This is a genomic window from Roseibium sp. QJM3NY_11 (assembly GCF_056173175.1).
The window spans coordinates 5,204,027-5,227,361 of sequence record NZ_CM149660.1 but is presented as its reverse complement, the minus strand read 5'-3'; the positions used below and the strand labels follow the sequence as shown (position 1 = coordinate 5,227,361).

Genomic DNA, 23,335 nt, shown 5'->3' with positions numbered 1-23,335 from the left:
CCAGATTGTGAAGACCCGGCAAACCGGCTATAGCAAAGATCCTTCGATCCTGTAATTGCCGCCAGATTGAGTATCAATCCCTCCATGACCACACCTGAATTGTCCAGCCGCGCCGAGATTATCGCCCACGCCTTGCCCTACATGCAGCGCTACGACAACAAGACCGTAGTGGTGAAATACGGCGGTCATGCCATGGGCGAACCGGAGCTGGGACAGGCCTTTGCCCGCGACATCACCCTGCTGCGTCAGTCCGGTGTCAATCCGGTGGTCGTGCATGGCGGCGGCCCTCAGATCGGCCGGATGCTGCAGCGGCTCAACATCGTCAGCGAATTCAAGGGCGGACTGCGCGTCACTGACAAGGCGACGGTCGAGGTGGTCGAGATGGTGCTGGCCGGATCGATCAACAAGGAAATCGTCCAGATGATCAATGCCGAGGGCGGCCGCGCGGTCGGCCTGTGCGGCAAGGACGGCAACCTGGTCACCGCGCGCAAGCTGAAGCGCACCGTGGTCGACCCGGACAGCAACATCGAAAGTGTTGTCGATCTCGGTTTCGTCGGCGAGCCGGCAACCGTCAATCCGACTGTTCTGAAACTGGTGCTGAAGGAAGACATCATCCCGGTGATCGCGCCGGTCGCCCCGGGCGAGGACGGCGAGACCTACAACATCAACGCCGACACGGCCGCCGGTGCCATCGCCGGCGCGCTCGACGCGACGCGCCTCTTGTTCCTGACGGACGTCCCGGGCGTGCTCGACAAGGACGGCAAACTGATCAAGCAGCTGAGCGTTGCCAAGGCCCACGAGCTGATCGCCGACGGCACCATTTCCGGCGGCATGATCCCGAAGGTCGAGACCTGCATCGAGGCGCTGGACCGGGGCGTGGAAGGTGTCGTCATCCTGAACGGCAAGGTGCCGCACGCGGTTCTGCTCGAACTGTTCACCGATGGCGGCGCAGGGACCCTGATACGACCGTGACCGGAAAACGCACCCTGCCCGGCGAGGGCGCGCATGCCCACCAACACGACCTGAGACTGTTCAAGGGGATCGAGGCCTGGGTGTTCGATCTGGACAACACGCTGTATCCGCATGAAGCCGATCTGTTCTCGCAGATCGACGACAAGATTTCGCGATATGTGCAGAAGCTGCTCGACCTCTCCCGCGAGGAGGCGAGGGCGCACCAGAAAGAACTCTATCACGAGCACGGAACGACCCTGCGCGGCCTGATGAAGCGGCACGAGATCGACCCGGACGATTACCTTCGCGCCGTCCATGACATCGATTATTCGGGGCTCCTGCCCAACCCGGATCTGGCCAGTGCGATCGAGGCGCTGCCGGGCAGGAAATTCATCTTCACCAACGGTGACCGGCCGCATGCGGAGCGCACTGCGGCGGCCCTTGGCATCTCGGATCATTTCGAGGATATTTTCGGCATCGTCGAAGCCGATCTGATCCCGAAACCCAACCGGGAAACCTATGACATGTTTCTGGCGAAGACCGGCATATCCTCGGCGCGCGCGGCCATGTTCGAGGACCTGCCGAAAAACCTTGCGGTGCCGCATCAGCTCGGCATGTGCACCACGCTGCTCGTTCCCAAAGGCACCCGCGAGGTCTTCCGGGAAAGCTGGGACCTGGAAGGCGAGCCTTACCCTCATGTCGACTTCGTTACCGACGACCTGACGGGCTTCCTGAAGGCGGTCCTTGGCGGCCTCGGCTAGGTCTTCTGCCGGACGCCTCCAGCTCGACACGTGTCGCGCGATCCATTATTGACTTAAATTCAATAGTCCGGAACCGTGCCTCATGGCGTCCCTGCGCGCACTTCATGCCTTTTCCCTGCTGGCCCGCCACGGCCGGGCGGCGCTCGCAGCCGAAAAACTGGGGGTCTCGCCCTCGGCGCTGTCCCACCTGATGCGCAAGCTCGAGAGTGAATTGGGGGCGACCCTCGTCAACCGGGACGGGCGCGGGCTGACGCTGACGGAGGAAGGCCAACGCCTTGCTCTCAGCCTCGGCGACGCCTTCGACCGTATCGGCGAAGCGGTGGACAGCTTCAAGCGGCGCGGCCGCACGGAACTCAGGATCAGCACGGTGTCCACCTTCGCGACCCGCTGGCTGATCCCGCGCCTGCCGGATTTCCAGGCCGGCCAGCCGGATGTGGAGCTGTTGTTGTCCGCGTCCACCCGCATGGTGGATCTCGACCGGGAAAATTACGATTGCGCGATCCGTCTTGGAACCGGCAACTGGCCAGGCGTGGAAAGCCGGCTCCTGTGGCAGGAACATCTGGCGGTCGCGCTGGCACCGGGTCTTCTGAAGGAGACGGCTCCGGCCGACCCGGCCGTTCTGTCGAAGCTTCGCTTGCTGCACAGCGCTTCCCGGCGCGGCGACTGGATCCGTTGGCTTGAGCAGGCCGGTCTCGAGCATCCCGACACCACTTCGGGCACCGTGCTGCAGAGCCGTGACCTTGCCATACAGGCGGCCATCGCCGGCATGGGAGCCATCGTCATCGACCGGCGCTTCGTCAGCCAGGAACTGGAAGCCGGGCACCTGGTCATGCCCGACTGGGCCGTGGTCGAACTCGATACCGGCTACTGGTTCGTCCGCTCCCCCACCCGAACGCTCACCCGTCCGGTCGCCGCATTCAGGGACTGGCTGCAGACGGCGGTGTGAACCCACCCGAAGGATTGGAAGAGACCGATGGTTACAGGAAGATGCGAATGCGGCAAGGTGATCTTCGAGGTCAATGCCGTCCGGGACACGGTGACGGTCTGTCATTGCGGCCAGTGCCGGCGTACCAGCGGCCACCTGTGGGCCAGCACGACGGCGCCTGCGGACACGCTTCGCTTCACCTGTGACGAAGGGCTTTCCTGGTACCGGTCGTCCGATTTTGCGGAACGTGGTTTCTGCAAGGTCTGCGGGTCCAGCCTGTTCTACAGGATGGACGGAGACAACACTCTGGCAATCGCGGCCGGCTGCCTGGACACGGCAGACGATCTGACCACCGGCAAGCATATCTTCGTCAAGGACAAGGCCGCTTACTACCAGATCGGCGACGGCGCGCCTCAGTTTCAAAAACTCTGAGCCGCGCGAAGCGGAAACGAGCGGTCCCTGACGGAAGGTCTGTCCGGTCGTCTTGCCTCGATCCCGGAAATGGCCCCATACTCGTCCGGCTGCCGGGACAGATGCGCTGCACCTGTTTCGGAGGCAGTTCAGGGGATTTCAAGGGCTTTCTGGGGGGGAAGTATGATGCGCAAGGGGCTGTTTAGCGCCGTAATTCTGGTGTTTTCTGTTGTTTATTCCGGTCTGGCCGCACTGCCGGCCTCGGCGGAATCTTTGCAGTGGCGCTTTGAAAGCAAGCATTCGAAGATCGTCGACGTGGAGCTCTATTCCGACACGCGCCGAGGTCATGTCTGGCCGGGCAGCAACAAGGTCTACGTTCTCGACGATTATACGGTGAAGACCATCAGCATCTCCTGCCGCCGCGGTGAAAGGGTCTGCTACGGCGCCTGGGTGCGCAATCGCTCCAACCTCTATTGGGGTGTCGGCCACAAGAATCGCAACAGTTGCTCAAGCTGTTGCTATACCTGCAACGGCGGCCAGACCAGGGTGATCGTGCTCAATCCTTGAGGCTTGACACAGCCTTGTGCCGGGGTCCCCATACGCGGCTTCAACAAGCAGGCATCGAACAACGGGGAATCACATGGCAAAGCGGGTGGGACTGGCGGTCGTCGGACTGGGAATGGGCGCGGCGCCGCATGCGCAGTCGCTGCAGGACCTTGAGGACGTGATCGATGTGCGTGGCGTTTATGCCCGCTCGGAACCTGCGCGGCGCGCGTTCGCGGATACCTACGGCTTCCGCGCGGCCGATGATCTCGATGCGCTGGTCGGGGATCCGGACGTGGACGGCCTTCTTCTGATAACACCGCCCAATGTCCGCGCCGGGATCGTTTCGCGCTTCGCCGAGGCCGGCAAGCACATCCTGTGCGAAAAACCGCTGGAGCGGACGGTTGCGGCCGCCGAAGGCATCGTCCGGATCTGCGAGGATGCCGATGTCCGGCTCGGCGTCGTGTTCCAGCACCGCTTCCGGCCGGCCTCCGAAAAGCTTGCCGCGCTGATCGTGTCCGGAGAGCTCGGTCCGATCCGGCTGGTCCGGGCCGACATTCCCTGGTGGCGTGGCCAGGACTATTACGACGAACCGGGCAGGGGCACCTATGAACGCGACGGCGGCGGTGTCCTCATGACCCAGGCGATCCACATGCTCGATCTGATGATGTCCCTGATCCCACCGGTGACCGCCGTTCAGGCACTGACCGCGACGACCGCCCTGCACACCATGGAAGCGGAGGATGTCTGCGCCGGAGCCTTCGAGTTTGAAGGCGGGGTCGGATCGCTGTTTGCCTCCACCGCCAGTTTTCCCGGCGGAGCGGAGAGCCTGACGCTGGAATGCGAACAGGCTTCGGTTCTGCTGCAATCCGGCGTTCTGACGGTCTCCTGGCGCGATGGCCGCTGCGACCGCTTCGGCGAGGAAGCCGTATCAGGCGGTGGGTCGAACCCGATGGCGTTCAAGTATCACTGGCACAAGGCGGTGATCGCCGATTTCGCCGATGCGATCGCGGCGGGCCGACCGCCTCGCATCACCGGCCGGCAGGCTCTCGCGGCCCATCGGCTGATCGATGCCCTGGAACGCTCTTCCCGGGAAGGTCTGCGGGTCGCGATGGAGTGAGACGGCGGGCCTTTTGGCCTGATGTCGAAGGGGACGCGGCGCCAAACCCTGCCTGGGGGGGCGCGTCCCGTTCCGTCTCCGGAAACCCGGCGCCCCCCGGCAGACGGTGTTCGGGACTGGCGGCCTGTCTCAGGCCTGAAGACCGGTCTGCATGTTCCGGGCGGCGACATATGTGCGCAAATGCGCCTTGAAATCGCTCTTCAGTTCGCTGTCGCCGCGACCCGCAAGGGTGATCATGCAGACAATCTGGACGGCATTGGGAAGATCGACAGGCGCGATTTCCAGACCGTCGCTGCGGTCCGCGCTCATTGCATACCGCGGAAGAATGGTCAGAAAGTCCGTGTTGCGCAGGACCTCGATGATCGCGTCAGCCGAGCCGCTTTGAAAGGCAAGGTGCATGTGATTGACGCCCATCAGCTTGAGCGCGGTTTCCATGTCATAGCGCAACACGCTGCTGTCCGAGTGACCGATCCAGGTGACATCCGAAAGGTCGCGGCCCGAGATTTCCTTTTTCCGGAAAAGAGGGTGTCCGGCGCGGCCGACAACGACGTTGATGTCCTCGAACAGGGGCTCCAGCTGCAATTGCGCATTCCGGTGATCGACGTGTTTGGACGGTGCGATGATGATGTCGATCACGTTCTGCACCAGCCGGTCCTGCAATCCGGAGAAATAGTCGGGCACGAGCTCGATATGCGCCACGGAGCGTTCGGAGACAAATTTGGCGACCGCTTCGGAAACCAGTCTCCTGCACAGGAACGGCGGGACGCCCAGCTTGAGGACGCCGGAGTTTCCCTGGGCGACAAACTGGACGCATTCCCTTGCACGCAGTTGCGCGGACCTGATCGCTTTGCCCTGGTCCGCAAGTTCAAGGGCGATGCGCGTCGGCTTGTGGGGCTTGCTGTCGCGTTCGAACAGCGCCAGTCCGATGCGGGCTTCCAGGGTCTTGATCATCCGGCTCAAGGCAGGTTGTGACGTGCCGATGATGCCGGCGGCCTCATGCAGCGTTTCCGCCTCGACGATTACAGCCAAGTGTTCCAGATGTCGTGGATCAATAAACATATCAAAATCACATAATGTTGGGCACAATAAGCATTAGACGGATATGATTTTTTCGTCAAACATCAAAGAAAACAAGAAAAGTCGATATATTTTTGTCAGGGAGGTGACAAATGAGACAGTATCTGGCTGCGATTGTTGTCGGAATCGCGATTACATTCCTGAGCATGCCGTCTTCGGCGGTTGCCAGGACACGGTTGATTGTCAATTGCTTCTGGCCGCCCCAGCATTTTGTTTGCACCAAGGTTCTGCCGGGCTGGATCGAGGAAGTCGAGCGCGTCACCGAAGGACGCGTGACAGCGAATATCCCGCCAAAATCCGTCTCGCCTCCTCCCGAACAACTGGCGTCCGTGGAAAAAAACCTCGTGGACGCCGCGGTTCAGTTCAATGGACTGATCGGCAACCGCGTGTCCGGTGCCTTAACCGGCATGCAGCCGTTTTCCGGGTCCAGGGACAGCCTTGCGATGACACAGGCCGCCTGGGAAACGAACAGGAAATTCTATCCGGACGAATTTGATACCGTTGAACTGCTGGCACAGTGGGTCATCACCCCGGGGGATCTTTATTCGGGCACCGATACGCCGATTGTGACGCTGGAAGACTTCAGGTCACGCAAGATGTGGGCGCTCCCGGGACCGTTGGCGAACATCGCCAAGGAAATCGGTGCGGGCGTGGTTGCGACACCGGCCGTGCGTTCCAACGAGGTTATCGCCAACGGTGTGGTCGACAGCCATCTGGGATTGAACGGGGACGGCCTGAAGGCCTTCCAGGTGCTTCCCTATACCAGGTCGATGACGCGTTTTTCCCGTCCCGTCTATTCAACGTCCTTCTCGTTCTTTGTGAACAAGGACAAATGGGCCGAAATTTCTCCGGAGGATCAGCAGGCCATTCGCGGCATGTCCCAGGACAAGGTCGGCATGGTGGCGGCCGGGCTGTGGGACAGCGTTTCCCGGGAAGTTCTGGCGGGTTTCGGTGACCTTGGAATTGTCGAGCTGACGGGGGACCCGGACCTGGAAGCAGCGCTTGTGAGCGCCGCTGAGCCCACGACCGCCGCCTGGAAGGCGAAGGCTGCGGAAGCCGGCATCGATGGCGAAGCGGCCCTGGCCTTCTATAGAGAGCGGGTTGCGGACCTTTCGAAATGAGCGACCGGCCCGGGAAAACGGGGTTTGCAAGGTCTGCTCTCAAGGCAGCGGTCACGATCCTCGAGAACATCTCGGGGGTCGTGATCCTGATCATGATGTTGCTGACGTTCGCCGATGTTGTTGGGCGGTACATCTTTCACAGTCCGATCTTCGGCGGAACGGAAATGATATCGGCGCTGCTGGCCCTTGCAATTTTCTCCGGGCTGGGCGTCATCAACGCGCGCGACGATCACATCGCGGTCGAGCTGTTCGATGCCCCGGTGAGGCAGTTTCTGACACCCGTCGTCTATGAGATCTCGATACAGGTGTTCTCGGTTTTCTGCATGGGGCTGATCGCCGTCGTCCTGTTCGAGCATGCATGGGACTCCTACACGCTGAACAAGCTGACCGTCGTTCTCGAGATGCCGCTCTACTATGTCACCGGGACGATCGCGGTGTTCGCGGTCATAAGCGTGATATCCCAGATCGCCGGTGTCGTTCTAAAAATACTGGACCTGAAGAAACGCTCGGCGGGCAACGGCAGATGATCACGGCTCTCCTTGGTTTTGCGCTTCTGCTGGCGCTGTGTTTCTACGGATTTCGTGTCGGCTTCGCGACGCTGCTGGTGGGCTTCGCGGGCTTCGCCCTGGAGCGCGGCTGGACCGCGTCGCTGACAATGGTCGCGCAGCAGGTGACCGAGGATGCACAGAACTACAACCTGTCGGTCATTCCGCTTTTTGTTCTCATGGGCGTCTTTATCTACCGCTCCGACATCAGCAGTGATCTCTACGATGCCGCCTACACGGCGCTTGGCCGGTTCAAGGGCGGTCTTGCTCTTGCGACCGTGTTGGCATGCGGTGGATTTTCGGCGGTGTGCGGGTCGACGCTTGCGACGGCAGCGACCATGTCGAAGGTCGCCATGCCCCAGATGAAGGCCTACAATTATTCCGACCGTCTGGCGGCCGGGACCATTGCAGCCGGCGGCACGCTCGGCATCATGATCCCGCCATCGGTTCCTCTGGTGATCTACGGCATCGTTGCCGAACAGGACATCGGCTTGCTGTTCATCGCCGGAATTCTGCCCGGCATGCTGCTGGTCCTGCTTTTCCTGCTTGCCGTGTCGGTTTCGGTACGCCTCGACCCGTCCTCCGCGCCGGCGGCGGAAGATCTGGACAACGAACGCAAACGAAAGGCGGTGCGGGGAACATTGCCGGTTGTTGCCCTGTTCACCCTGGTCCTGGGCGGTATCTACGCAGGGGTCTTCACCGCAACCGAAGCGTCCGGGATCGGCGCCATGGGAGCCGCGGTGATTGCGGCCCTGCGCGGCCATCTCAGGTCCGTCCAGGCGCTGCGGGTGTGCCTGGTCGAGGCTGCCATGACAACGGCCAAGATCTTCATAGTTCTGTTCGGAGCGGTCGTTTTCACCCAGTTCATCAATCTTTCGGGCATGCCCTACGACCTTCTGGATTTTGTCGACAACGCACAATTCTCACCGGTGGGACTGGTCGCCTTCATCTGCGTGATCGCGCTCCTGATGGGCATGGTTTTCGAAACCATCGGCATTGTGGTCCTGCTGGTGCCAGTCTTTCTGCCGGCCCTTTATGCGACCGGTGTCGACATGATCTGGTTCGGCATCATCATGGTTCTGGTGACCGAGATCGGACTGATCACACCGCCCATCGGGATGAATGTCTTTGTGGTGAAATCCGTTCTGCCCGGCGTCAAGCTGACCGACATCTTTCGCGGCGTGACGACCTATATCGTCGCGCTTGGCATCGGCCTTGTCCTGGTTTTCTCGTTTCCGCAATTCGCGACTTTTCTGCCGTCAATCGCAAGGTGAAAAATGTCAAAGATCAAAAACATCCTGTTCATCATGGCGGACCAGCTTCGTTGGGATTACCTGTCTTGCTACGGGCATCCCCACCTGAAAACACCGAACATCGACCGGCTGGCGGCACGGGGTCTGCGCTTTGACCGTGCCTATGTCCAGTCGCCGGTCTGCGGGCCCTCGCGGGCGTCGTTCTATACCGGGCGCACGGTTTTCAGTCACGGCGCGACCTGGAACCTGGTGCCACTGCCCATCGGTGAATTGACGCTGGGCGACTACCTGAGGCCGAACGGTGTCACGACCGCCGTTGTCGGCAAGACCCATATGGTTCCCGACCGCGAGGGGATGGCGCGCCTCGGCCTGAATGAAACGACGGATATCGGCTGCCTGATCAGCCAGCCGGGTTTCGACCCTTATGAGCGGGACGACGGCCTGCATCCCGACAAGCTCCTGAAACACAAGGGCGGCAAGCTGAAGTACAACGACTGGCTCCGCTCCCTGGGTTACGAAGGCGACAATCCCTGGAACGATTTTGCCAATGCGGGTGAAGGGCCCGACGGCGAGATCCTCTCCGGCTGGTACCTGAAAAACTCCAACCTGCCGGCGCGGATCCGCGAAGACCATTCCGAAACGGCCTATATGACGATGCGGGCCAAGGAATTCATTTCGCGGATGGGAGATGCGCCCTGGTTGTGCCACCTCAGCTTCATCAAGCCGCACTGGCCTTATATCGCGCCCGCGCCCTATCACGACATGTATGGTCCGGAAAGCTTTTCACCCGTTCATCGGTCCGCGGATGAAAAAACAGATCCAAATCCGGTGTTCTCGGCTTTCATGGATACGCAGGTCAGCCGGACGTTCTCCGAAGAGGGCGTGCGCGAAACGGTGCTGCCGGCCTACATGGGGCTGATCAGGCAGATCGACGATCACCTTGGCCGGCTTTTCGACTGGCTTGAGGAGACCGGGAAATCCCGCGACACCATGATCGTGTTCACGTCCGATCATGGCGACTATCTCGGCGATCACTGGATGGGAGAGAAGGAACTTTTTCACGAGCAATCGGTTCGCGTCCCCCTGATCATCCATGATCCACGCGCCGAAGCGGACGCAACCCGGGGCACCGTATCGGACGCCTTTGTCGAAGCGATCGATCTTGTCCCGAGCTTTATCGAGGCGGCGGGTGCTCCTCCTGCTTCGCACCGGCTGGAAGGACACTCCCTGATGCCGTTGCTCAGGGGCGAAAGACCTTCCGGCTGGCGGACCAGCGTGCTGTCGGAAATCGATTATGCGTTTTATACCGTCCGCGAGGCACTGGAACTGGGCCCTGCGGACGCCCGCGGCTACATGATCCGGACGGAAAACTGGAAATACGTCTACTTCAAGGGCTTTCCGCCGCAGCTGTTCAACCTTGTCGATGACCCTGATGAATTCACCGATCTGGGACGCCGGCCCGAGCACCGTCCGAAATGTCAGGAAATGCACAATCTCCTGCTGGACCGCCTTCTGGACCGGAAAAACCGGACCACGATGACAGACGAGGAGGTTCTCGGTGTCAGGGACAAGGAAGACGAACGCGGGATCATCATCGGCAAGTGGGCCGAGGTCGAAGCCGGGACGTGACGCCGGTATCGTCCGGGTCGCAAAAGATCGGAAGGGGCACGCACGCCAAGCGTGGGGACGGCGGCAACGGGCCGGGATGCCGATGTTGCCCCGTCATCCCGTCAGAACAATGCCCACCACCGCCAGCACGATCAGGGCGCAGCCCAGGATCTCGGAGCGGACGATCACTTCCCGGAACACCAGCCAGGACGCCAGGAACGTGAACACAAGTTCGATCTGGGCGAGGGCGCGCACATAAGCGACATTCTGCAGGGTCATTGCCGTGAACCAGCCGATGGAGCCGGCGACGCCGGACAGGCCGACCCAGACAGCACTGCGCCAGGCGGCAAGGCTGGCGCGCAACTGGTCCGGCTCGCGAAAACCCATCCACAGGGCCATGACCGACGTTTGCAGAACGGTCGCATAGACCAGGGCGTATGCCGCCTGCATGGGTACCCCGGTTCCCTCAAGCGACAGCGACGCCGTGCGGTAGGCAACGGCAGAGGCGCCGAACAGAGCCGCGGAGGCCAGGCCGATCAGGGCCGGTCGTCCGGCCAGGTTGCCGCGGACCGCCGAAACCGTCAGCGGCACCCGCGCCAGGGAGATGACGATCACGCCGGTTATGCCGATCAGGATGCAGACAGCAGCCGCCGACGTGACCCGTTCGCCCAGAACCACGAAGCCGAACAGGGCCGCCTGGATCGGCTCGGTTTTGGAATAGGCCGTGCCGACCGCGAAATTGCGGTAGGAAAACAGGTGGATCAGCAGGAACGTCGCCAGGATCTGCGCCAGTCCGCCAAGCGCGCCCGCGACAATCAGGGTCATCGTGGGCTGCGGCAGCCCGTAGCCGAAGCCCAGGTGCAGCACGGCCAGATAGATCATCGCGAAGGGCACGCCGTACCCGAAACGGATGAAGGTCGCTCCCGTGGTGCCGAGCCGGCTTTTCAGATGTTTCTGCAGGGCCGTGCGCAGATTCTGGCAGAACGCGGCGGCGATCGTGATGGGAATCCAGAGTTCCAAGAGAGCGGCTTTCCGAAAGGAGTTGATCTGCCGTCATCTTAGCTTTTCCCACAGACCTGACTATGCGGAGAAAAGGAAATCTTCCGGTTAGATTTGCTCAACCTTTCCGGTCTCTGCGATCGCTTCCCCCAAGGTCAGTTTCCTTGGGTCAGGCAAGGCTCGAACCTGCACCGGGATCACTCCTCCTTCCGCCGTCCCGGACTTGATCCGGGACCTGCCCCGAGGCCCCGGATCAAGTCCGGGACGGCGCAGGATGGCACATGCGGGCACGAACGGCGGACAGAAACTACTTCCTGAGGATCGTCATTGCGGCGACCAAACCGCCGAACGGGACACCCATGGGACGTGTAGCGCTTGACAGTGCGCGGCGCGGCGGCTTAGGTCCGCGCTAAATTCGACACCGCCGGAGACCTTCTGCCAGATGACCCACGACCTCGCTTCCCTGTCCAAGATTATCGATGCCGCCTTTGAAGACCGTGAATCCGTCGGCACCACGACCACCGGTGAAATCCGCGACGCGGTCGAGGAGACATTGACGCTTCTGGACCATGGCAAGCTGCGCGTGGCGGAAAAGAAGGACGGTGACTGGACCGTCAACCAGTGGGCCAAGAAGGCCGTGCTGCTGTCCTTCCGGCTCAATGCCATGGAAGTGATCAAGGGCGGCCCGGGCGACGCGGCCTGGTGGGACAAGGTCCCCTCCAAGTTTGACGGCTGGCGCGGTCTCGACTTCGAGGAAGCCGGCTTCCGTGCCGTGCCCAATTGCACCGTGCGCCGCTCGGCCTTCATCGGCAAGGGCGTGGTGCTGATGCCGTCCTTCGTCAATCTCGGTGCCTATGTGGACGAAGGCACGATGGTCGACACCTGGGCGACGGTCGGTTCCTGTGCCCAGATCGGCAAGAACGTGCACCTGTCCGGCGGCGTCGGCATCGGCGGCGTTCTGGAACCGCTGCAGGCCGGTCCGGTGATCATCGAAGACAACTGCTTCATCGGCGCCCGTTCCGAAGTGGTCGAAGGCTGTATCGTGCGCGAAGGCGCGGTGCTGGGCATGGGCGTGTTCATCGGCCAGTCGACCCGCATCGTCAACCGCATGACCGGCGAGATCAGCTACGGCGAAATTCCGCCCTATTCCGTGGTCGTTGCCGGCTCCATGCCGACCGCGACCAAGATGGGCAACGGCGAACCGGCCCCGAACCTCTATTGCGCGGTGATCGTGAAAACGGTCGACGAGAAAACCCGCTCCAAGACCGGCATCAACGAATTGCTGCGCGACTGATCGGGCCCGGCCCGGCCCGACCTGGAAGCCCGTGCGCACGCACGGGCCTCGGACCTCCCTTGCGCAAAACCCGTGTTGCCGGTAACCAGACCGTATGAACGGATCTGAAATCTACCGGCGGCTGATCGGCCTTATCGAGGAACGGGTTCTCAAACCCGGCGACCGCTTGCGCGAGGCGGATCTGGCCGAGGAATTCGGCGTTTCCCGCACACCGATCCGCGAGGGACTGAAACGACTGGAAGCCCAGGGTCTGGCCGTTCACGAGCCCAACCGAGGCATGGTCATTCCGACGCTGGACCACGGTCAGATCAACGAAGTCTATTTCATGCGCGAAGTGCTGGAAGGAACGGCGGCGGGCCTTGCCGCAAAACACGCCTCGAAGCCGGAAATCGAGATCCTGCAGGACCTGGTCACGGCCGACCGCAAGCGCATCGCCGACCGGGACAGCCTGGTGCGCTCCAACCGGGAGTTCCACCGGCGCCTGTGCCTGGCCTCGCACAACCGCTATCTGGTCGACCAGATCGAGCATCTGCGCCTGTCCCTGATCCTGATGGCCGGCACGACGCTGGACACGCCGGAACGCCGGGAGACGGCAGTCGAGGAACATGCGGACATTGTCAAGGCGATTGAACGGGGCGACTCCGAGGCAGCGGAAACCGCCGCCCGCCGGCACATCGCCCATGCCCACAAGACCCGCCTCCAGCAGATCTGACTTGCCCGGGAAAGCCCTCAAGGACGCTCGCGCTCACGGCACCTGCCGGCAATAGTCCTCGTGGTACTCGCAGATCACCTGCCGGGCGAAGGCGCCGATGCTGGCGTAGTCCGCCTCGGTCAGGTTGGCCAGGGACACCCTGGCTGAGGCGTCGACGACCGCAAAGCCCTTTCCGGGAAGAAGAACAACGCCGGTTTCTTCCGCCAGACGGAACAGGAAGTCGTAGCCCTTCCTGTTGGCGATGAACCAGTCGGCGAAGGCGTCGCCGTAAAGCCGGCCGCTCAGGTGCTGCAGGTTCACCAGCGTATAATAGTTGACGTTGTTGGGCTTGTGCTCCGGCTTGACACCCATGCTGAGTTCCAGCGTGTCGAACCGCTTGCGGATCAGGCTTTTGGCAGCGTTCTTGTAGCGGTCGTCCCTGTCGAGCAGGCCGGACAGGGCGAACAGCATCATCTGGATCTGCTGCGGTGTGGACAGGCCAGCGGTATGGTTGAGGGCGACAGCCCGGCTGTCGGCCACCAGCCGGTCGATCAGCCTTGTATCGCGCGCATGGGTGGTCAGCGATGCATAGCGCCGGTCGAGGATGGTCTTGTCCGCCTCCGGCAGGGCCGCCAGCGCCGCATCGAAGACATTGTCCTCATGCAGGGCAATCGTCCCGAGCCGCCATCCGGTCGCGCCGAAGTACTTGGAGAAGGAATAGACCAGCAAGGTGTTGCGCGGACACCTGGCGAACAGCGAGACGAAATCGTCTGCAAAGGTGCCGTAGACGTTGTCGGTCACCACGAACAGGTCCGGGCGCCTGGTTTTGACCACGGCCGCGATCCGGTCGAGACCTTCAGTAGACAGCTTGACCGAGGGCGGGTTGCTGGGATTGACGATGCAGAAGATCCGGATTGCCGGATCTTCCAGTTTGGCAAGCTCATCGTCGCTGAATTGCCAGTCCGCGCCTTCGTCCATGCGGATGTTCACGATCGGCAGGTCGTATTCAGGCAGCGGCGGAATTTCCAGGTAGGGGGAGAAGATCGGTGTGCCGAGGGCCACCTTGTCTCCCGGCTTGATCAGGCCGTTGGCCTTCAAGGTCTGGAAGACATAGGTCATTGCCGCCGTGCCGCCTTCCGTCGCAAAGACCGAGAACGGGCCTTGCCGCGGCTCGCCGCCGAACATCTCTTCGGCCAGATAGGCGCCGACGATCTGTTCCGCATGGACCAGCATGCGCGGCGGCACCGGATAATTGCAGCCGAGAAACCCTTCGACCATCTCATGGATCAGGTCATGCCGGTGGATACCGAGCTGGTCCTTTGCATAGGAAAGCGCGGCTTTCAGAAAAACGGTGCCGTCGCAATCCCCCCGCCGGTGCAGGAAGCTCTCGAACCGTTGCAGCAGCCCTTCCTTTTCCGGAAGGCCGCCAAATCCGCTGTCGAGATAGGAATAGGAGCGCTCGGCTTCCTCGACGGCGAAGTCGCCGAGCCGCAAGAAGGCCCGCCTGGGATGGGTGGCAAGAAAATTCGGATTGCCGCGTCCGGCGTTCAGCATCATGCGGTCCGCTGAAGAGGACGCGATCTCGATGAGCCTGTCCTTCAGCTCGAACGGGCTGAGGTCATGGAATTCGGAATAGTCACGTGTGCTCACGGGTGGCCTCCAGACAGGTCTGCAGGAGACCGGACGCAGGAACTATCGCGTGTTCCGGAGGGGCGGACAAGCGGGATCGGGTTACTACGGACCTGTCCGGCTCATGCCAGGAAACGGGAATTGTGATCCGTCTGATGAACCGTTCGCATCTTCCGGCGAGGCGCGTTGCATGTCAGGGCCGGCTGCCCGCCTCGCCCTGCGACCTGGTCCTTGCCGGGAAGTCACCCGAACCGGTCGGATGGATCGCACTCGACGCTCATTGGCGTCAGCACTCGACGATATTGACCGCGAGGCCTCCCTTGGAGGTTTCCTTGTACTGCTCCGCCATGTCCATGCCGGTCTGGCGCATGGTTTCGATGCAGCCGTCCAGCGGCACGAAGTGGCTGCCGTCGCCTCTCAGGGCCAGTGAGGCCGCCGTGACCGCCTTGACCGCGCCGAGGGCATTGCGCTCGATACACGGCACCTGCACCAGGCCGGCGATCGGGTCGCAGGTCATGCCGAGATGATGCTCCAGGGCGATCTCGGCGGCGTTCTCAACCTGTTCGTTGCTGCCGCCGAGCGCTGCGCACAGTCCGGCGGCGGCCATTGCCGAGGCCGAACCGACCTCGCCCTGGCAACCGACTTCGGCCCCTGAAATCGACGCATTCGCCTTGATGATGCCGCCGACGGCTGCGGCGGTCAGCAGGAAGGTGCGGATGCCGGCCTGGTCGGCGCCCTTGCAATGGTCGAGATAATAGCGTGTCACCGCCGGGATGACGCCGGCCGCGCCGTTGGTCGGAGCCGTGACCACGCGGCCGCCGGCGGCATTTTCCTCGTTCACCGCCATGGCATAGACGCCGAGCCAGTCGACAACATTGTGCTCGAAGGCCGGTTCGCTGCGGCCTTCGCGGATCAGTTTCTGGTAGATGTCGGCCGCACGGCGTTTGACCTTCAGTCCTCCGGGCAGGATGCCGGTCTGGCTGATGCCCCGGTTGATGCAGGCATCCATTGCCGACCAGAGCCGGTCGATTCCGGCCTCTATGTCTTCCTGCGGCTGGTCGCGGCATTCGTTGAGGAGCTTCATTTGTGCAATGGTCAGCTCCGCGTCACGGCCCATCTCCAGCATCTGTTTCGCGGTGCCGAATGGAAACGGTACGTCCTGCGCGACCAGTTCGTTGACAGGCTCGTTGCTCGTCTTGCGCAACTCGGTCTCGCTGACGACAAAGCCGCCGCCGACAGAATAATAGACGAATGAGTCGATCACCGAGCCGGCCGCATCGAGAAGATTGAAGGTCAGGCCGTTGGTATGAAGCGGCAACGGCGGGCCGTAGTCGAAGATCACGTCGGTTTCGGCATTGAAGCGCAGCTCCGGCAGTCCGGGAATCCGCAAACGCCCCGCCGCCTGCAGGGCGTCGAGCATCGGCTCGACCTGGTCCGGATCCAGTGTGTCGGGCCTTGCGCCCAAGAGGCCGAGGCACACGGCCTTGTCGGTGGCATGCCCCTTGCCGGTAAAGGCGAGGGACCCGTGCAGGGTGACCGTGAGCCGGGCGGCGCGCTGCTCGGCGCCGGAAAGTCCGCGCAGCCGATCCAGATAGCGGTGGACGGCCACCATGGGACCGACCGTGTGGGAGCTCGACGGGCCGATGCCGATCTTGAATATGTCGAAGACACTGATGAACATCTTTACGGGACCGAATGTCTGGGGTTCGCTGACCTTGTCAAACTAACAGATAGCGTGGCAACCGCCGGCATTCAAACGGGCAATTTTGTGTTGATTGCGACATTCTTCCGAAACAGCTGGTCTCCGTTGCTGTTGATGCGCGGCAGAACGGTTCGCGCAAACGGTTGTTTGCGGAATCCCGCTTTGATAGCGTGCGGCCTCCTTTCAATCGCAGCACCAAGACAAACGAGCCTTTAATGACCAACCGGCACCCGGCAGACCTGACAGATGTCCTGGCATCCAAGAAGGAGGCGTTCCAGCTTCCCGAGGGGGTGATTTATCTGGATGGAAATTCGCTCGGGGTGTTGCCGAAACATGTTCCCGACCGGATCGCCGAAGTGGTCAGCGGAGAATGGGGCACCAGCCTGATCAGGGCCTGGAACACCCACAGCTGGATCGACCTACCGGCGCGCACGGGCGACCGAATCGCCCGTCTGATCGGCGCGCCTGCCGGCAGCGTGGTGGCGTGCGACAGCACGTCGGTCAACGTCTTCAAGGTCCTGTCCGCGGCCCTGTCGCTGCGGCCGGAGCGCAAGGTCATCCTGTCGGACAACGGCAACTTTCCCACCGACCTTTATGTCGCCTCCGGACTGAAGCTGCTGCTGGACAAGAGCCACGAGCTGAGGATCGTGGATCCGCAAGACGTTGGGGCGTCGATCACAGCCGAGGTCGCCGCTGTCATGCTGACCCAGGTCGATTACCGGACCGGACGCGTTCACGACATGGCGGACCTGACCCGCCGCGCGCATGAGGCCGGTGCCCTTGCCATCTGGGACCTGGCCCATTCCGCCGGCGCCCTTCCGGTGGATCTGACCGGAGCCGGGGCCGATTTCGCGGTCGGCTGCGGCTACAAGTATCTGAATGGCGGTCCGGGCGCGCCGGCGTTTCTGTATGTGGCACCGGACCTTCAGGGCAGGGTGACCTCGCCGCTGACCGGTTGGATGGGCCACGAGGCGCCATTTGCGTTCGATCTTGACTACCGGCCGGTGACCGGCATCAGCCGCATGACCGTCGGTACGCCCGCGATCCTGGCGCTGTCCGCCCTGCATGCGGCCCTGGACGTGTTTGATGATGTCGACATGGCGGACATACGCCGGAAATCGGTCTCGCTCAGTGAATTGTTCATCACCGAAGTCGAGGCGAAATGCCCGCAGCTTCAACTGGCCAGCCCCCGCGATCCGGAGGCACGCGGAAGTCAGGTGTCGTTCCGTTTTGAAGACGGTTATGTAGTGATGCAGGCGCTTATCGCCAGAGGGGTGATCGGGGATTTCAGGGCGCCGGACGTCATGCGTTTCGGCTTCACGCCGCTGTACCTGTCGCATCGCGACATTGTCGAGGCGGTGGAGATCCTGCGGGACATTCTGGAAACACAAAGCTGGAACAGGCCTGAATTCAGGGCCCGCGCCAAGGTCACCTAGTGGCGGCCTTGGTCTGATCCTCCAGCATGGCCAGGAAGCGGTCTTCCGGAACCGGCCTGGAATAGAGATAACCCTGGAACCGGTGACAGCCGTTGTCCGACAGCCAGGCGCGCTGATCCACGGTCTCGACGCCTTCGGCGACGACATCCGCGCCGAGAGCCGAAGCCAGCGACAGGATCAATTTGACGATCGCCCCCCCGGAGGCGATGTCGTCCATGAACATCCGGTCGATCTTGATGCCGTCGATCGGATAATTGTGCAGATAGGCAAGGTTCGAATAGCCGGTGCCGAAATCGTCGATGACGATCCGGTAGCCGGCCTGTTTGAGAGACGACAGCGTTCCAAGCGCGTGAGGAATGTCGCCCAGAAGCACACTCTCGGTGATTTCCAGCGAGATCTTGTCCGGGGCGCATCCGCTCAATTCCGGAAGGGAGCGCATCCGCGCCACGAAATTGGGATCGGACAGCTGCCGGGGAGACACGTTCATCGACAGCGGCACGGATTGACCAAGATCTTCGAGATGCGCCTGCATCGCGGCGACCTTGCCGCTGACCCAGAGACCGATGTCGTTGATAAGACCGGTATCCTCGGCGATCGGGATGAATTCGTCCGGAGGGATCAGGCCTTTTTCCGGGTGAAACCAGCGGATCAGTGCTTCGGCGCCGATAACCTGCCCGGTCTCCGTGCAGGCGATCGGCTGATAATAGAGCACAAACTCGTTGTCGACGACGGCGTTCTCCAGATCCTTCTTGATGGCATGATGCTCGTCGCGCAACAGCCGCATGCTCTCCTGGAAACGCACGCATTGGTTCTTGGTGCCGGTCTTTGCCTGGTACAGGGCGAGGTCGGCGTGACGCATCAACTGGTCGATACCGTCACCGTCTTCCGGATACTGGGTATAGCCGACGCTGAGCCCGACTTGTCGCGGTTTGCCTTCGATGAGCTGAGGGGTGGCGAAGGCCGCCAGCAGTTCTTGCCCGAACCAGTCGGGGCCGCGGCCCCCCGGCTGTTCGAGATGGCAGATCAGGAACTCGTCTCCGCCCAGCCGCGCGACGATATCGTCCGGGCCGGTGAGGTCCCCGAGTTTTTTCGCGACAAGCTGCAGCAAACCATCGCCGGCGGCATGCCCCAGCGAGTCGTTGACGATCTTGAAATCATCCAGATCGATCAGATAGAGCGTCGCCCTGTTGTTCTGGTCGTCCGCCGTTTGCAGGACCTGGTCCACGCGTTCCTTCAGATAGGTGCGGTTGGACAGGCCGGTCAGGGTGTCGTGGCTGGCCAGATATTGCGCGCGCTCCTTGGTCTGGTGCAATTCAGTGACGTTGATTTCACTGACCAGATAGGCGGGCTGGCTCGTAACGGCGTCATGGCAAGCGCGTATCGTCAATTCGTGCCAGCGCCGGCCCACGGTTGTAGCGACATGGGCGACCAGACCGGATGTACGGCCGCGTTTCAGGTGGTCGAGCAGTCTGCGCGCATCCTTGCGATCGACGAACTGGTCTTCGAACGGGGCCTCCGGCGCGGAACAGGCGGCCCGGGAGGCGGTGTTCCGATAAAGCGGTTTGCCGTCTTGCGAGAACAGCGAAATCATCACGCTGGTGTGCATCAGGGCTTCGGCGCTTCGCAGGGTCTCCGGCTGCTGCTCGTGATGCGGCCGGCCTTCGCACAGAAGCGCCATCCGTCCGTCCTTCAGCCGGATGCCGCTCATGACCACCTGCAGAACCTGCGCCTTGCCTTTCGGATAGAGCGTCCAGATTTCGGAGAAACTCACGTCGTGTTTGCAGAAGTCCTGCTGGTACTGGCGCAGCCGCTGGTCGACAGAATGGGACATGTCGGAGCCCATGTCACGCGATTGCAGCTCTTCCACGGAGGCCGCGTCGGTGAACTCCAGGGCTTTCCGGTTCGCCCACAAGATCCGCTTTTCATCGAAATCGAAAATCCACACCCCTGTATCCAGGCGGTCGAATATCGAGAACAGCAGGTCCTGATCGATCCTGCCTTCGGCGATGTCGAGCGACTGGATATCTGGTATCCCGGCAGCGATTGGTATTTTCTCCGAACGGTCTGGCATGGATGTCCGTGTTGTTCTCCACGATGCGTATAAGCAGCCGCAACGTCCAACGAAGTTCCGAAGCAGGTATTCTGGTTCGCTACCTTCCGCAAGTGTAGTGAACAAGAATATGCCGATCAATTTAAAATAAATATAATATCGCCGAACCTTGGCAAGGATTGCAGTGGGTTGTATTTTTTAAATAACGAGTGCCGGAAAAAGATAAATTACCCATAGAAATTTACCGATGACAGAAAATGAATAATATTCGTCGGAATATATTGGCGCGGGAGCGTTAAAGATCATTGATTTCAGACAAATTCCGGCAGGAAGAAACATGGCCCTCCCGCGTCTGTTTCACGCAGAAGTTCTGCGTCGTTGCTTCGCTCCACCTTCGCCTTCCCGAAAGGTAATTCCAAAGAGTGTTGGTTACGATAAATCTGATGGCCTCGCTTGCAGGCCCTTCGGGCTGCGTTGCGCCTCTTGTCCGGTACACCGCATCGACCTGCGGCACGCGTCTGGCGTCACCCTGGCGATGCACTTTTTCAGGCCGGTTGCGGGCAAGCTGGTGATGTTGCCCCCTTCATGAAACAGCCGAGGCGTTTTCTCGCGCCGGACAGGAGATTGCTCGTTCCCTTGATTTGAGAAATCTGGAAAATCTTGCCCTTTCTGCGGTGGAACGGGGACATTATGAGTTGATTGCGCCGCCAATGAAGTTAGAAGGTTTGATGCCGCGCCGGAGCGGGCCTGTCGTGCCCGCTTTGAAATTCGCAGCGCAATGGACCCGGAGAATGAGGTCTGAAGCGCTCTGAATTGCGCGGTCAAGGGCAATAAGAAAGACCGTTGGGGGCGGCGAGGAGAGTGAATGCTGGAGCTTGATGAGCTCGTAATGGATTTCAGCGGGTTCCGGGCGGTGAATGGCTGCTCGTTCCGCGTCGAGGAAGGCAGTATCACCGGACTGATCGGCCCGAACGGCGCCGGAAAGACAACGCTGTTCAACCTGATTGCAGGGGCGTTGCAACCTACTAGCGGTACGATCCGGTTCCTGGGGGAGGATGTGACCGCGCTGGCCAGTCACCAGCTGTTTCACAAGGGCCTGGTGCGCACGTTTCAGATACCGCACGAATTCCACAAGCTGACCGCGCTGGAAAACCTGATGATGGTGCCGCCGTCCCAGCCGGGGGAGCGCCTTTTCTCAAACTGGCTGGCCTGGAGACGCGTGACGTTGGTCGAGCGTGACATCGAGACCAGGGCTTACGAGACTCTCGAGTTTCTGGAACTGACGCATGTGGCGCACGAGCGCGCAGGCAATCTCTCGGGCGGCCAGAAGAAGCTTCTGGAACTCGGCCGCACGATGATGACGGACGCCAGGCTCGTCCTGCTGGATGAACCGGCCGCCGGGGTCAACCGGACGCTGCTGCGCAAGCTGGAAACCAAGATCGCGATCCTCAACAAGGAGCGCGGCTACACCTTCATCCTCATTGAACACGACATGGAAATGATCGAGAAACTGTGCGCGCCGGTGATCTGCATGGCCGAAGGCCGGGTGCTGGTGGAAGGTGATTTTCAAACTGTGCGCTCCAATCCGCAAGTCCTTGAAGCCTATCTGGGTGAATCCACGGGGGCCACCGCATGAGTGCCCTTCTGTCGATGGAAAACCTGACCGGCGGCTATGGTGAAGCGGACATCCTGCAGGATGTGTCCCTGCATGTGGATCCGGATGAAATCGTCGCCATTGTCGGCCCGAACGGAGCCGGCAAGTCCACGGCCATGAAATCCGTCTTCGGTCTCCTGACCATCCGTGGCGGCAGGATGCTTTTCGATGGCGACGACATCACCCGCTGGGCTCCGAACCGCATCGTTCAGCGGGGCATCTGCTATGTGCCCCAGGTCGACAACATCTTTCGGGAAATGTCGATCCACGAAAATCTTGAAATGGGCGGGTTTTTGAAACAGGGCGACCTGACCGCGGCCTATGAGCGTGTCTACACGCTGTTCCCGGATCTGAAGGAACGCCGCCGCACGCCGGCCGGAAGCCTCTCGGGCGGCCAGCGCCAGATGGTGGCCATGGGACGGGCCCTGATGCTCGATCCCAAGCTGCTGTTGCTGGATGAACCGACCGCGGGCCTGTCGCCGAAATACATGGAGCAGATCTTCCAGATCTGCCGGGATGTGCGCGATGCCGGCGTCGCCATCATTCTTGTCGAGCAGCATGCCAAACAGGCGCTTGCCTTTTCCGACCGGGGCTATGTGCTTGCCGCCGGAAAGAACCGTCACGAAGGCACGGGCGCGGATTTGCTCGCCGACCGTGAAGTCGCCGAAATGTTTCTGGGGGGCTGAACGGGATGGAACTTTTCGAACTCCTGAATTTCTATCTCATCCCCGGCATCGTGCTCGGGTCCATCTATGCCCTGGGCGCGGTCGGGATCACGCTGATCTTCGCCATCCTGCGCTATGCGCATCTGGCCCATGGCGACCTGGCGACGCTGGGTGCGTTCATCGCCCTGGCCGCGGTCACGGCACTGGGGATCTCGCCGCTGCTGGCCCTGCCCATCGCGATATTGGGAACCGCGGCTGTCGCCGTCGGCATCGACAAGGTGTTCTACGAGCACCTGCGCGAGCGGCCCAAGATCGTGACCGTGATGGCGTCCCTCGGCATCGCCCTGATGGTGCGCTCCGTCATCCAGGTCGTCTGGGGCGTCGACACCCAGACCTACACCCGCGGCATCGTCCGGCCTGAAGACTATTTCGGGCTGCGCATCCGCGACCGGGAAATCTATACGGTCGTCGCGATGATTGTCCTGGTAGGCGGCTTGCAGGTCTTCCTGACCCGGTCAAAGTGGGGCAAGGCGATGCGGGCCATGTCGGACAATCCGAATCTGGCACTGCTGTCGGGCATCGACAACAAGAAGGTCGTCATGCTGACCTGGGTGATCGCCGGTGGCCTGTGCGCGGCGTCGGGCGTCTTCCTGGGGTTCAATACCGAGCTGAAATCCATGATGGGCTGGCACATGCTGCTGCCCATGTTCGCCGCCGCCATCCTGGGCGGTGTCGGCCGGGTCGAGGGGGCTGTTCTGGGTGGCCTGATCGTCGGCATCGCCGAGGAACTGTCGGTTCTGGTGATCCCGAGCGAATACAAGGCGGCGATGGCCTTCGCCATTTTGCTGTTCATGCTGCTTGTGCGCCCGACCGGGTTGCTCAAGGGCAAAGTACTGTAAG

At 61.5% G+C, this 23,335-nt stretch carries 21 protein-coding genes; 16 read left to right on the top strand and 5 right to left on the bottom strand.

Features of this window, described 5'->3' with window-relative positions; genetic code table 11:
- Nucleotides 1–84: 84 nt before the first annotated feature.
- The 6 genes from argB to AC0VX3_RS23905 all read left to right on the top strand — a co-directional run bounded on the left by argB (nucleotide 85) and on the right by AC0VX3_RS23905 (nucleotide 4,711).
- Entirely contained in the window at nucleotides 85–972 is an 888-nt protein-coding gene (gene argB / locus AC0VX3_RS23930; protein ID WP_342891225.1) for an acetylglutamate kinase, read from the top strand.
- Nucleotides 969–1,712 carry a pyrimidine 5'-nucleotidase gene (locus AC0VX3_RS23925; protein ID WP_475522616.1) on the top strand — a complete coding sequence of 248 codons (744 nt, stop codon included), beginning with the start codon at nucleotides 969–971 and terminating at the stop codon, nucleotides 1,710–1,712. Before argB ends, AC0VX3_RS23925 begins: the two co-directional genes overlap by 4 nt.
- A gap of 82 nt (nucleotides 1,713–1,794) precedes the next feature.
- A complete protein-coding gene (locus AC0VX3_RS23920) occupies nucleotides 1,795–2,658 on the top strand; it encodes a LysR substrate-binding domain-containing protein (RefSeq protein WP_475522615.1) in 864 nt (287 codons plus the stop codon).
- A gap of 27 nt (nucleotides 2,659–2,685) precedes the next feature.
- A complete protein-coding gene (locus AC0VX3_RS23915; RefSeq protein ID WP_475522614.1) occupies nucleotides 2,686–3,069 on the top strand; it encodes a GFA family protein in 384 nt (127 codons plus the stop codon).
- A gap of 162 nt (nucleotides 3,070–3,231) precedes the next feature.
- Complete coding sequence (locus AC0VX3_RS23910) at nucleotides 3,232–3,615, top strand: hypothetical protein (protein WP_475522613.1); 384 nt, start codon at nucleotides 3,232–3,234, stop codon at nucleotides 3,613–3,615.
- 73 nt (nucleotides 3,616–3,688) lie between these two features.
- Nucleotides 3,689–4,711, top strand: coding sequence for a Gfo/Idh/MocA family protein (locus AC0VX3_RS23905; protein ID WP_475522612.1), 1,023 nt, complete (start codon nucleotides 3,689–3,691; stop codon nucleotides 4,709–4,711).
- A 129-nt stretch (nucleotides 4,712–4,840) separates the two neighbouring features.
- Here the strand turns inward: AC0VX3_RS23905 and AC0VX3_RS23900 are convergent, their stop codons facing one another.
- Nucleotides 4,841–5,740 (bottom strand): LysR family transcriptional regulator, encoded by a 900-nt coding sequence (locus AC0VX3_RS23900; RefSeq protein WP_475522611.1) that lies wholly within the window; start codon nucleotides 5,738–5,740, stop codon nucleotides 4,841–4,843.
- A 140-nt stretch (nucleotides 5,741–5,880) separates the two neighbouring features.
- On the opposite strand from AC0VX3_RS23900, the gene AC0VX3_RS23895 reads away from it, so the two are divergent.
- The 4 genes from AC0VX3_RS23895 to AC0VX3_RS23880 are packed head-to-tail and all read left to right on the top strand — an operon-like array spanning nucleotide 5,881 to nucleotide 10,336.
- Nucleotides 5,881–6,909, top strand: a complete 1,029-nt coding sequence (locus AC0VX3_RS23895) for a type 2 periplasmic-binding domain-containing protein (protein WP_475522610.1) — start codon at nucleotides 5,881–5,883, stop codon at nucleotides 6,907–6,909.
- Nucleotides 6,906–7,436, top strand: a complete 531-nt coding sequence (locus AC0VX3_RS23890) for a TRAP transporter small permease (RefSeq protein WP_475522609.1) — start codon at nucleotides 6,906–6,908, stop codon at nucleotides 7,434–7,436. Before AC0VX3_RS23895 ends, AC0VX3_RS23890 begins: the two co-directional genes overlap by 4 nt.
- Nucleotides 7,433–8,728 (top strand): TRAP transporter large permease, encoded by a 1,296-nt coding sequence (locus AC0VX3_RS23885; protein ID WP_475522608.1) that lies wholly within the window; start codon nucleotides 7,433–7,435, stop codon nucleotides 8,726–8,728. The genes AC0VX3_RS23890 and AC0VX3_RS23885 overlap by 4 nt, the downstream gene beginning before the upstream one ends.
- Nucleotides 8,729–8,731: 3 nt before the next feature.
- Complete coding sequence (locus tag AC0VX3_RS23880) at nucleotides 8,732–10,336, top strand: alkaline phosphatase family protein (protein WP_475522607.1); 1,605 nt, start codon at nucleotides 8,732–8,734, stop codon at nucleotides 10,334–10,336.
- Between the two features lie 93 nt (nucleotides 10,337–10,429).
- On the opposite strand, the gene AC0VX3_RS23875 is transcribed toward AC0VX3_RS23880, so the two are convergent.
- Nucleotides 10,430–11,335, bottom strand: a complete 906-nt coding sequence (locus AC0VX3_RS23875; RefSeq protein WP_475522606.1) for a DMT family transporter — start codon at nucleotides 11,333–11,335, stop codon at nucleotides 10,430–10,432.
- 421 nt (nucleotides 11,336–11,756) lie between these two features.
- On the opposite strand from AC0VX3_RS23875, the gene dapD reads away from it, so the two are divergent.
- Together dapD and AC0VX3_RS23865 are read left to right on the top strand one after the other, a co-directional pair.
- On the top strand, nucleotides 11,757–12,608 hold the full coding sequence (gene dapD / locus AC0VX3_RS23870; protein ID WP_475522605.1) for a 2,3,4,5-tetrahydropyridine-2,6-dicarboxylate N-succinyltransferase: 852 nt from the start codon (nucleotides 11,757–11,759) through the stop codon (nucleotides 12,606–12,608).
- A gap of 94 nt (nucleotides 12,609–12,702) precedes the next feature.
- Nucleotides 12,703–13,320 (top strand): GntR family transcriptional regulator, encoded by a 618-nt coding sequence (locus tag AC0VX3_RS23865; RefSeq protein WP_342891212.1) that lies wholly within the window; start codon nucleotides 12,703–12,705, stop codon nucleotides 13,318–13,320.
- 33 nt (nucleotides 13,321–13,353) lie between these two features.
- On the opposite strand, the gene AC0VX3_RS23860 is transcribed toward AC0VX3_RS23865, so the two are convergent.
- Both AC0VX3_RS23860 and AC0VX3_RS23855 read right to left on the bottom strand, forming a co-directional pair.
- Nucleotides 13,354–14,949 (bottom strand): bifunctional aspartate transaminase/aspartate 4-decarboxylase, encoded by a 1,596-nt coding sequence (locus AC0VX3_RS23860; protein WP_475522604.1) that lies wholly within the window; start codon nucleotides 14,947–14,949, stop codon nucleotides 13,354–13,356.
- A gap of 265 nt (nucleotides 14,950–15,214) precedes the next feature.
- The gene (locus AC0VX3_RS23855) at nucleotides 15,215–16,609 is read right to left on the bottom strand and encodes an L-serine ammonia-lyase (RefSeq protein ID WP_475522603.1); all 1,395 of its coding nucleotides are present in this window, start codon (nucleotides 16,607–16,609) and stop codon (nucleotides 15,215–15,217) included.
- Nucleotides 16,610–16,845: 236 nt separating this feature from the next.
- On the opposite strand from AC0VX3_RS23855, the gene kynU reads away from it, so the two are divergent.
- Nucleotides 16,846–18,066 carry a kynureninase gene (kynU, locus tag AC0VX3_RS23850; RefSeq protein WP_475522602.1) on the top strand — a complete coding sequence of 407 codons (1,221 nt, stop codon included), beginning with the start codon at nucleotides 16,846–16,848 and terminating at the stop codon, nucleotides 18,064–18,066.
- On the opposite strand, the gene AC0VX3_RS23845 is transcribed toward kynU, so the two are convergent.
- Nucleotides 18,059–20,137, bottom strand: a complete 2,079-nt coding sequence (locus AC0VX3_RS23845) for a putative bifunctional diguanylate cyclase/phosphodiesterase (protein WP_475522601.1) — start codon at nucleotides 20,135–20,137, stop codon at nucleotides 18,059–18,061. The genes kynU and AC0VX3_RS23845 overlap by 8 nt on opposite strands.
- Before the next feature lie 844 nt (nucleotides 20,138–20,981).
- Here AC0VX3_RS23845 and AC0VX3_RS23840 point away from each other — a divergent pair.
- The 3 genes from AC0VX3_RS23840 to AC0VX3_RS23830 are packed head-to-tail and all read left to right on the top strand — an operon-like array spanning nucleotide 20,982 to nucleotide 23,334.
- Nucleotides 20,982–21,752, top strand: coding sequence for an ABC transporter ATP-binding protein (locus tag AC0VX3_RS23840; protein ID WP_475522600.1), 771 nt, complete (start codon nucleotides 20,982–20,984; stop codon nucleotides 21,750–21,752).
- A complete protein-coding gene (locus AC0VX3_RS23835; RefSeq protein ID WP_475522599.1) occupies nucleotides 21,749–22,456 on the top strand; it encodes an ABC transporter ATP-binding protein in 708 nt (235 codons plus the stop codon). Before AC0VX3_RS23840 ends, AC0VX3_RS23835 begins: the two co-directional genes overlap by 4 nt.
- A 5-nt stretch (nucleotides 22,457–22,461) precedes the next feature.
- Entirely contained in the window at nucleotides 22,462–23,334 is an 873-nt protein-coding gene (locus tag AC0VX3_RS23830) for a branched-chain amino acid ABC transporter permease (protein ID WP_475522598.1), read from the top strand.
- The last annotated feature ends 1 nt before the right edge of the window (nucleotide 23,335 follow it).

What these genes read in the sequence shown, in the direction of transcription:
- argB (WP_342891225.1), top strand. Translation starts at nt 85, where the DNA reads ATGACCACACCTGAATTGTCCAGCCGCGCCGAGATTATCGCCCACGCC.
- AC0VX3_RS23920 (WP_475522615.1), top strand. Translation starts at nt 1,795, where the DNA reads ATGGCGTCCCTGCGCGCACTTCATGCCTTTTCCCTGCTGGCCCGCCAC.
- AC0VX3_RS23915 (WP_475522614.1), top strand. Translation starts at nt 2,686, where the DNA reads ATGGTTACAGGAAGATGCGAATGCGGCAAGGTGATCTTCGAGGTCAAT.
- AC0VX3_RS23910 (WP_475522613.1), top strand. Translation starts at nt 3,232, where the DNA reads ATGATGCGCAAGGGGCTGTTTAGCGCCGTAATTCTGGTGTTTTCTGTT.
- AC0VX3_RS23905 (WP_475522612.1), top strand. Translation starts at nt 3,689, where the DNA reads ATGGCAAAGCGGGTGGGACTGGCGGTCGTCGGACTGGGAATGGGCGCG.
- AC0VX3_RS23895 (WP_475522610.1), top strand. Translation starts at nt 5,881, where the DNA reads ATGAGACAGTATCTGGCTGCGATTGTTGTCGGAATCGCGATTACATTC.
- AC0VX3_RS23890 (WP_475522609.1), top strand. Translation starts at nt 6,906, where the DNA reads ATGAGCGACCGGCCCGGGAAAACGGGGTTTGCAAGGTCTGCTCTCAAG.
- AC0VX3_RS23885 (WP_475522608.1), top strand. Translation starts at nt 7,433, where the DNA reads ATGATCACGGCTCTCCTTGGTTTTGCGCTTCTGCTGGCGCTGTGTTTC.
- AC0VX3_RS23880 (WP_475522607.1), top strand. Translation starts at nt 8,732, where the DNA reads ATGTCAAAGATCAAAAACATCCTGTTCATCATGGCGGACCAGCTTCGT.
- dapD (WP_475522605.1), top strand. Translation starts at nt 11,757, where the DNA reads ATGACCCACGACCTCGCTTCCCTGTCCAAGATTATCGATGCCGCCTTT.
- AC0VX3_RS23865 (WP_342891212.1), top strand. Translation starts at nt 12,703, where the DNA reads ATGAACGGATCTGAAATCTACCGGCGGCTGATCGGCCTTATCGAGGAA.
- AC0VX3_RS23855 (WP_475522603.1), bottom strand. Translation starts at nt 16,609, where the DNA reads ATGTTCATCAGTGTCTTCGACATATTCAAGATCGGCATCGGCCCGTCG.
- kynU (WP_475522602.1), top strand. Translation starts at nt 16,846, where the DNA reads ATGACCAACCGGCACCCGGCAGACCTGACAGATGTCCTGGCATCCAAG.
- AC0VX3_RS23845 (WP_475522601.1), bottom strand. Translation starts at nt 20,137, where the DNA reads ATGCCAGACCGTTCGGAGAAAATACCAATCGCTGCCGGGATACCAGAT.
- AC0VX3_RS23840 (WP_475522600.1), top strand. Translation starts at nt 20,982, where the DNA reads ATGCTGGAGCTTGATGAGCTCGTAATGGATTTCAGCGGGTTCCGGGCG.
- AC0VX3_RS23835 (WP_475522599.1), top strand. Translation starts at nt 21,749, where the DNA reads ATGAGTGCCCTTCTGTCGATGGAAAACCTGACCGGCGGCTATGGTGAA.
- AC0VX3_RS23830 (WP_475522598.1), top strand. Translation starts at nt 22,462, where the DNA reads ATGGAACTTTTCGAACTCCTGAATTTCTATCTCATCCCCGGCATCGTG.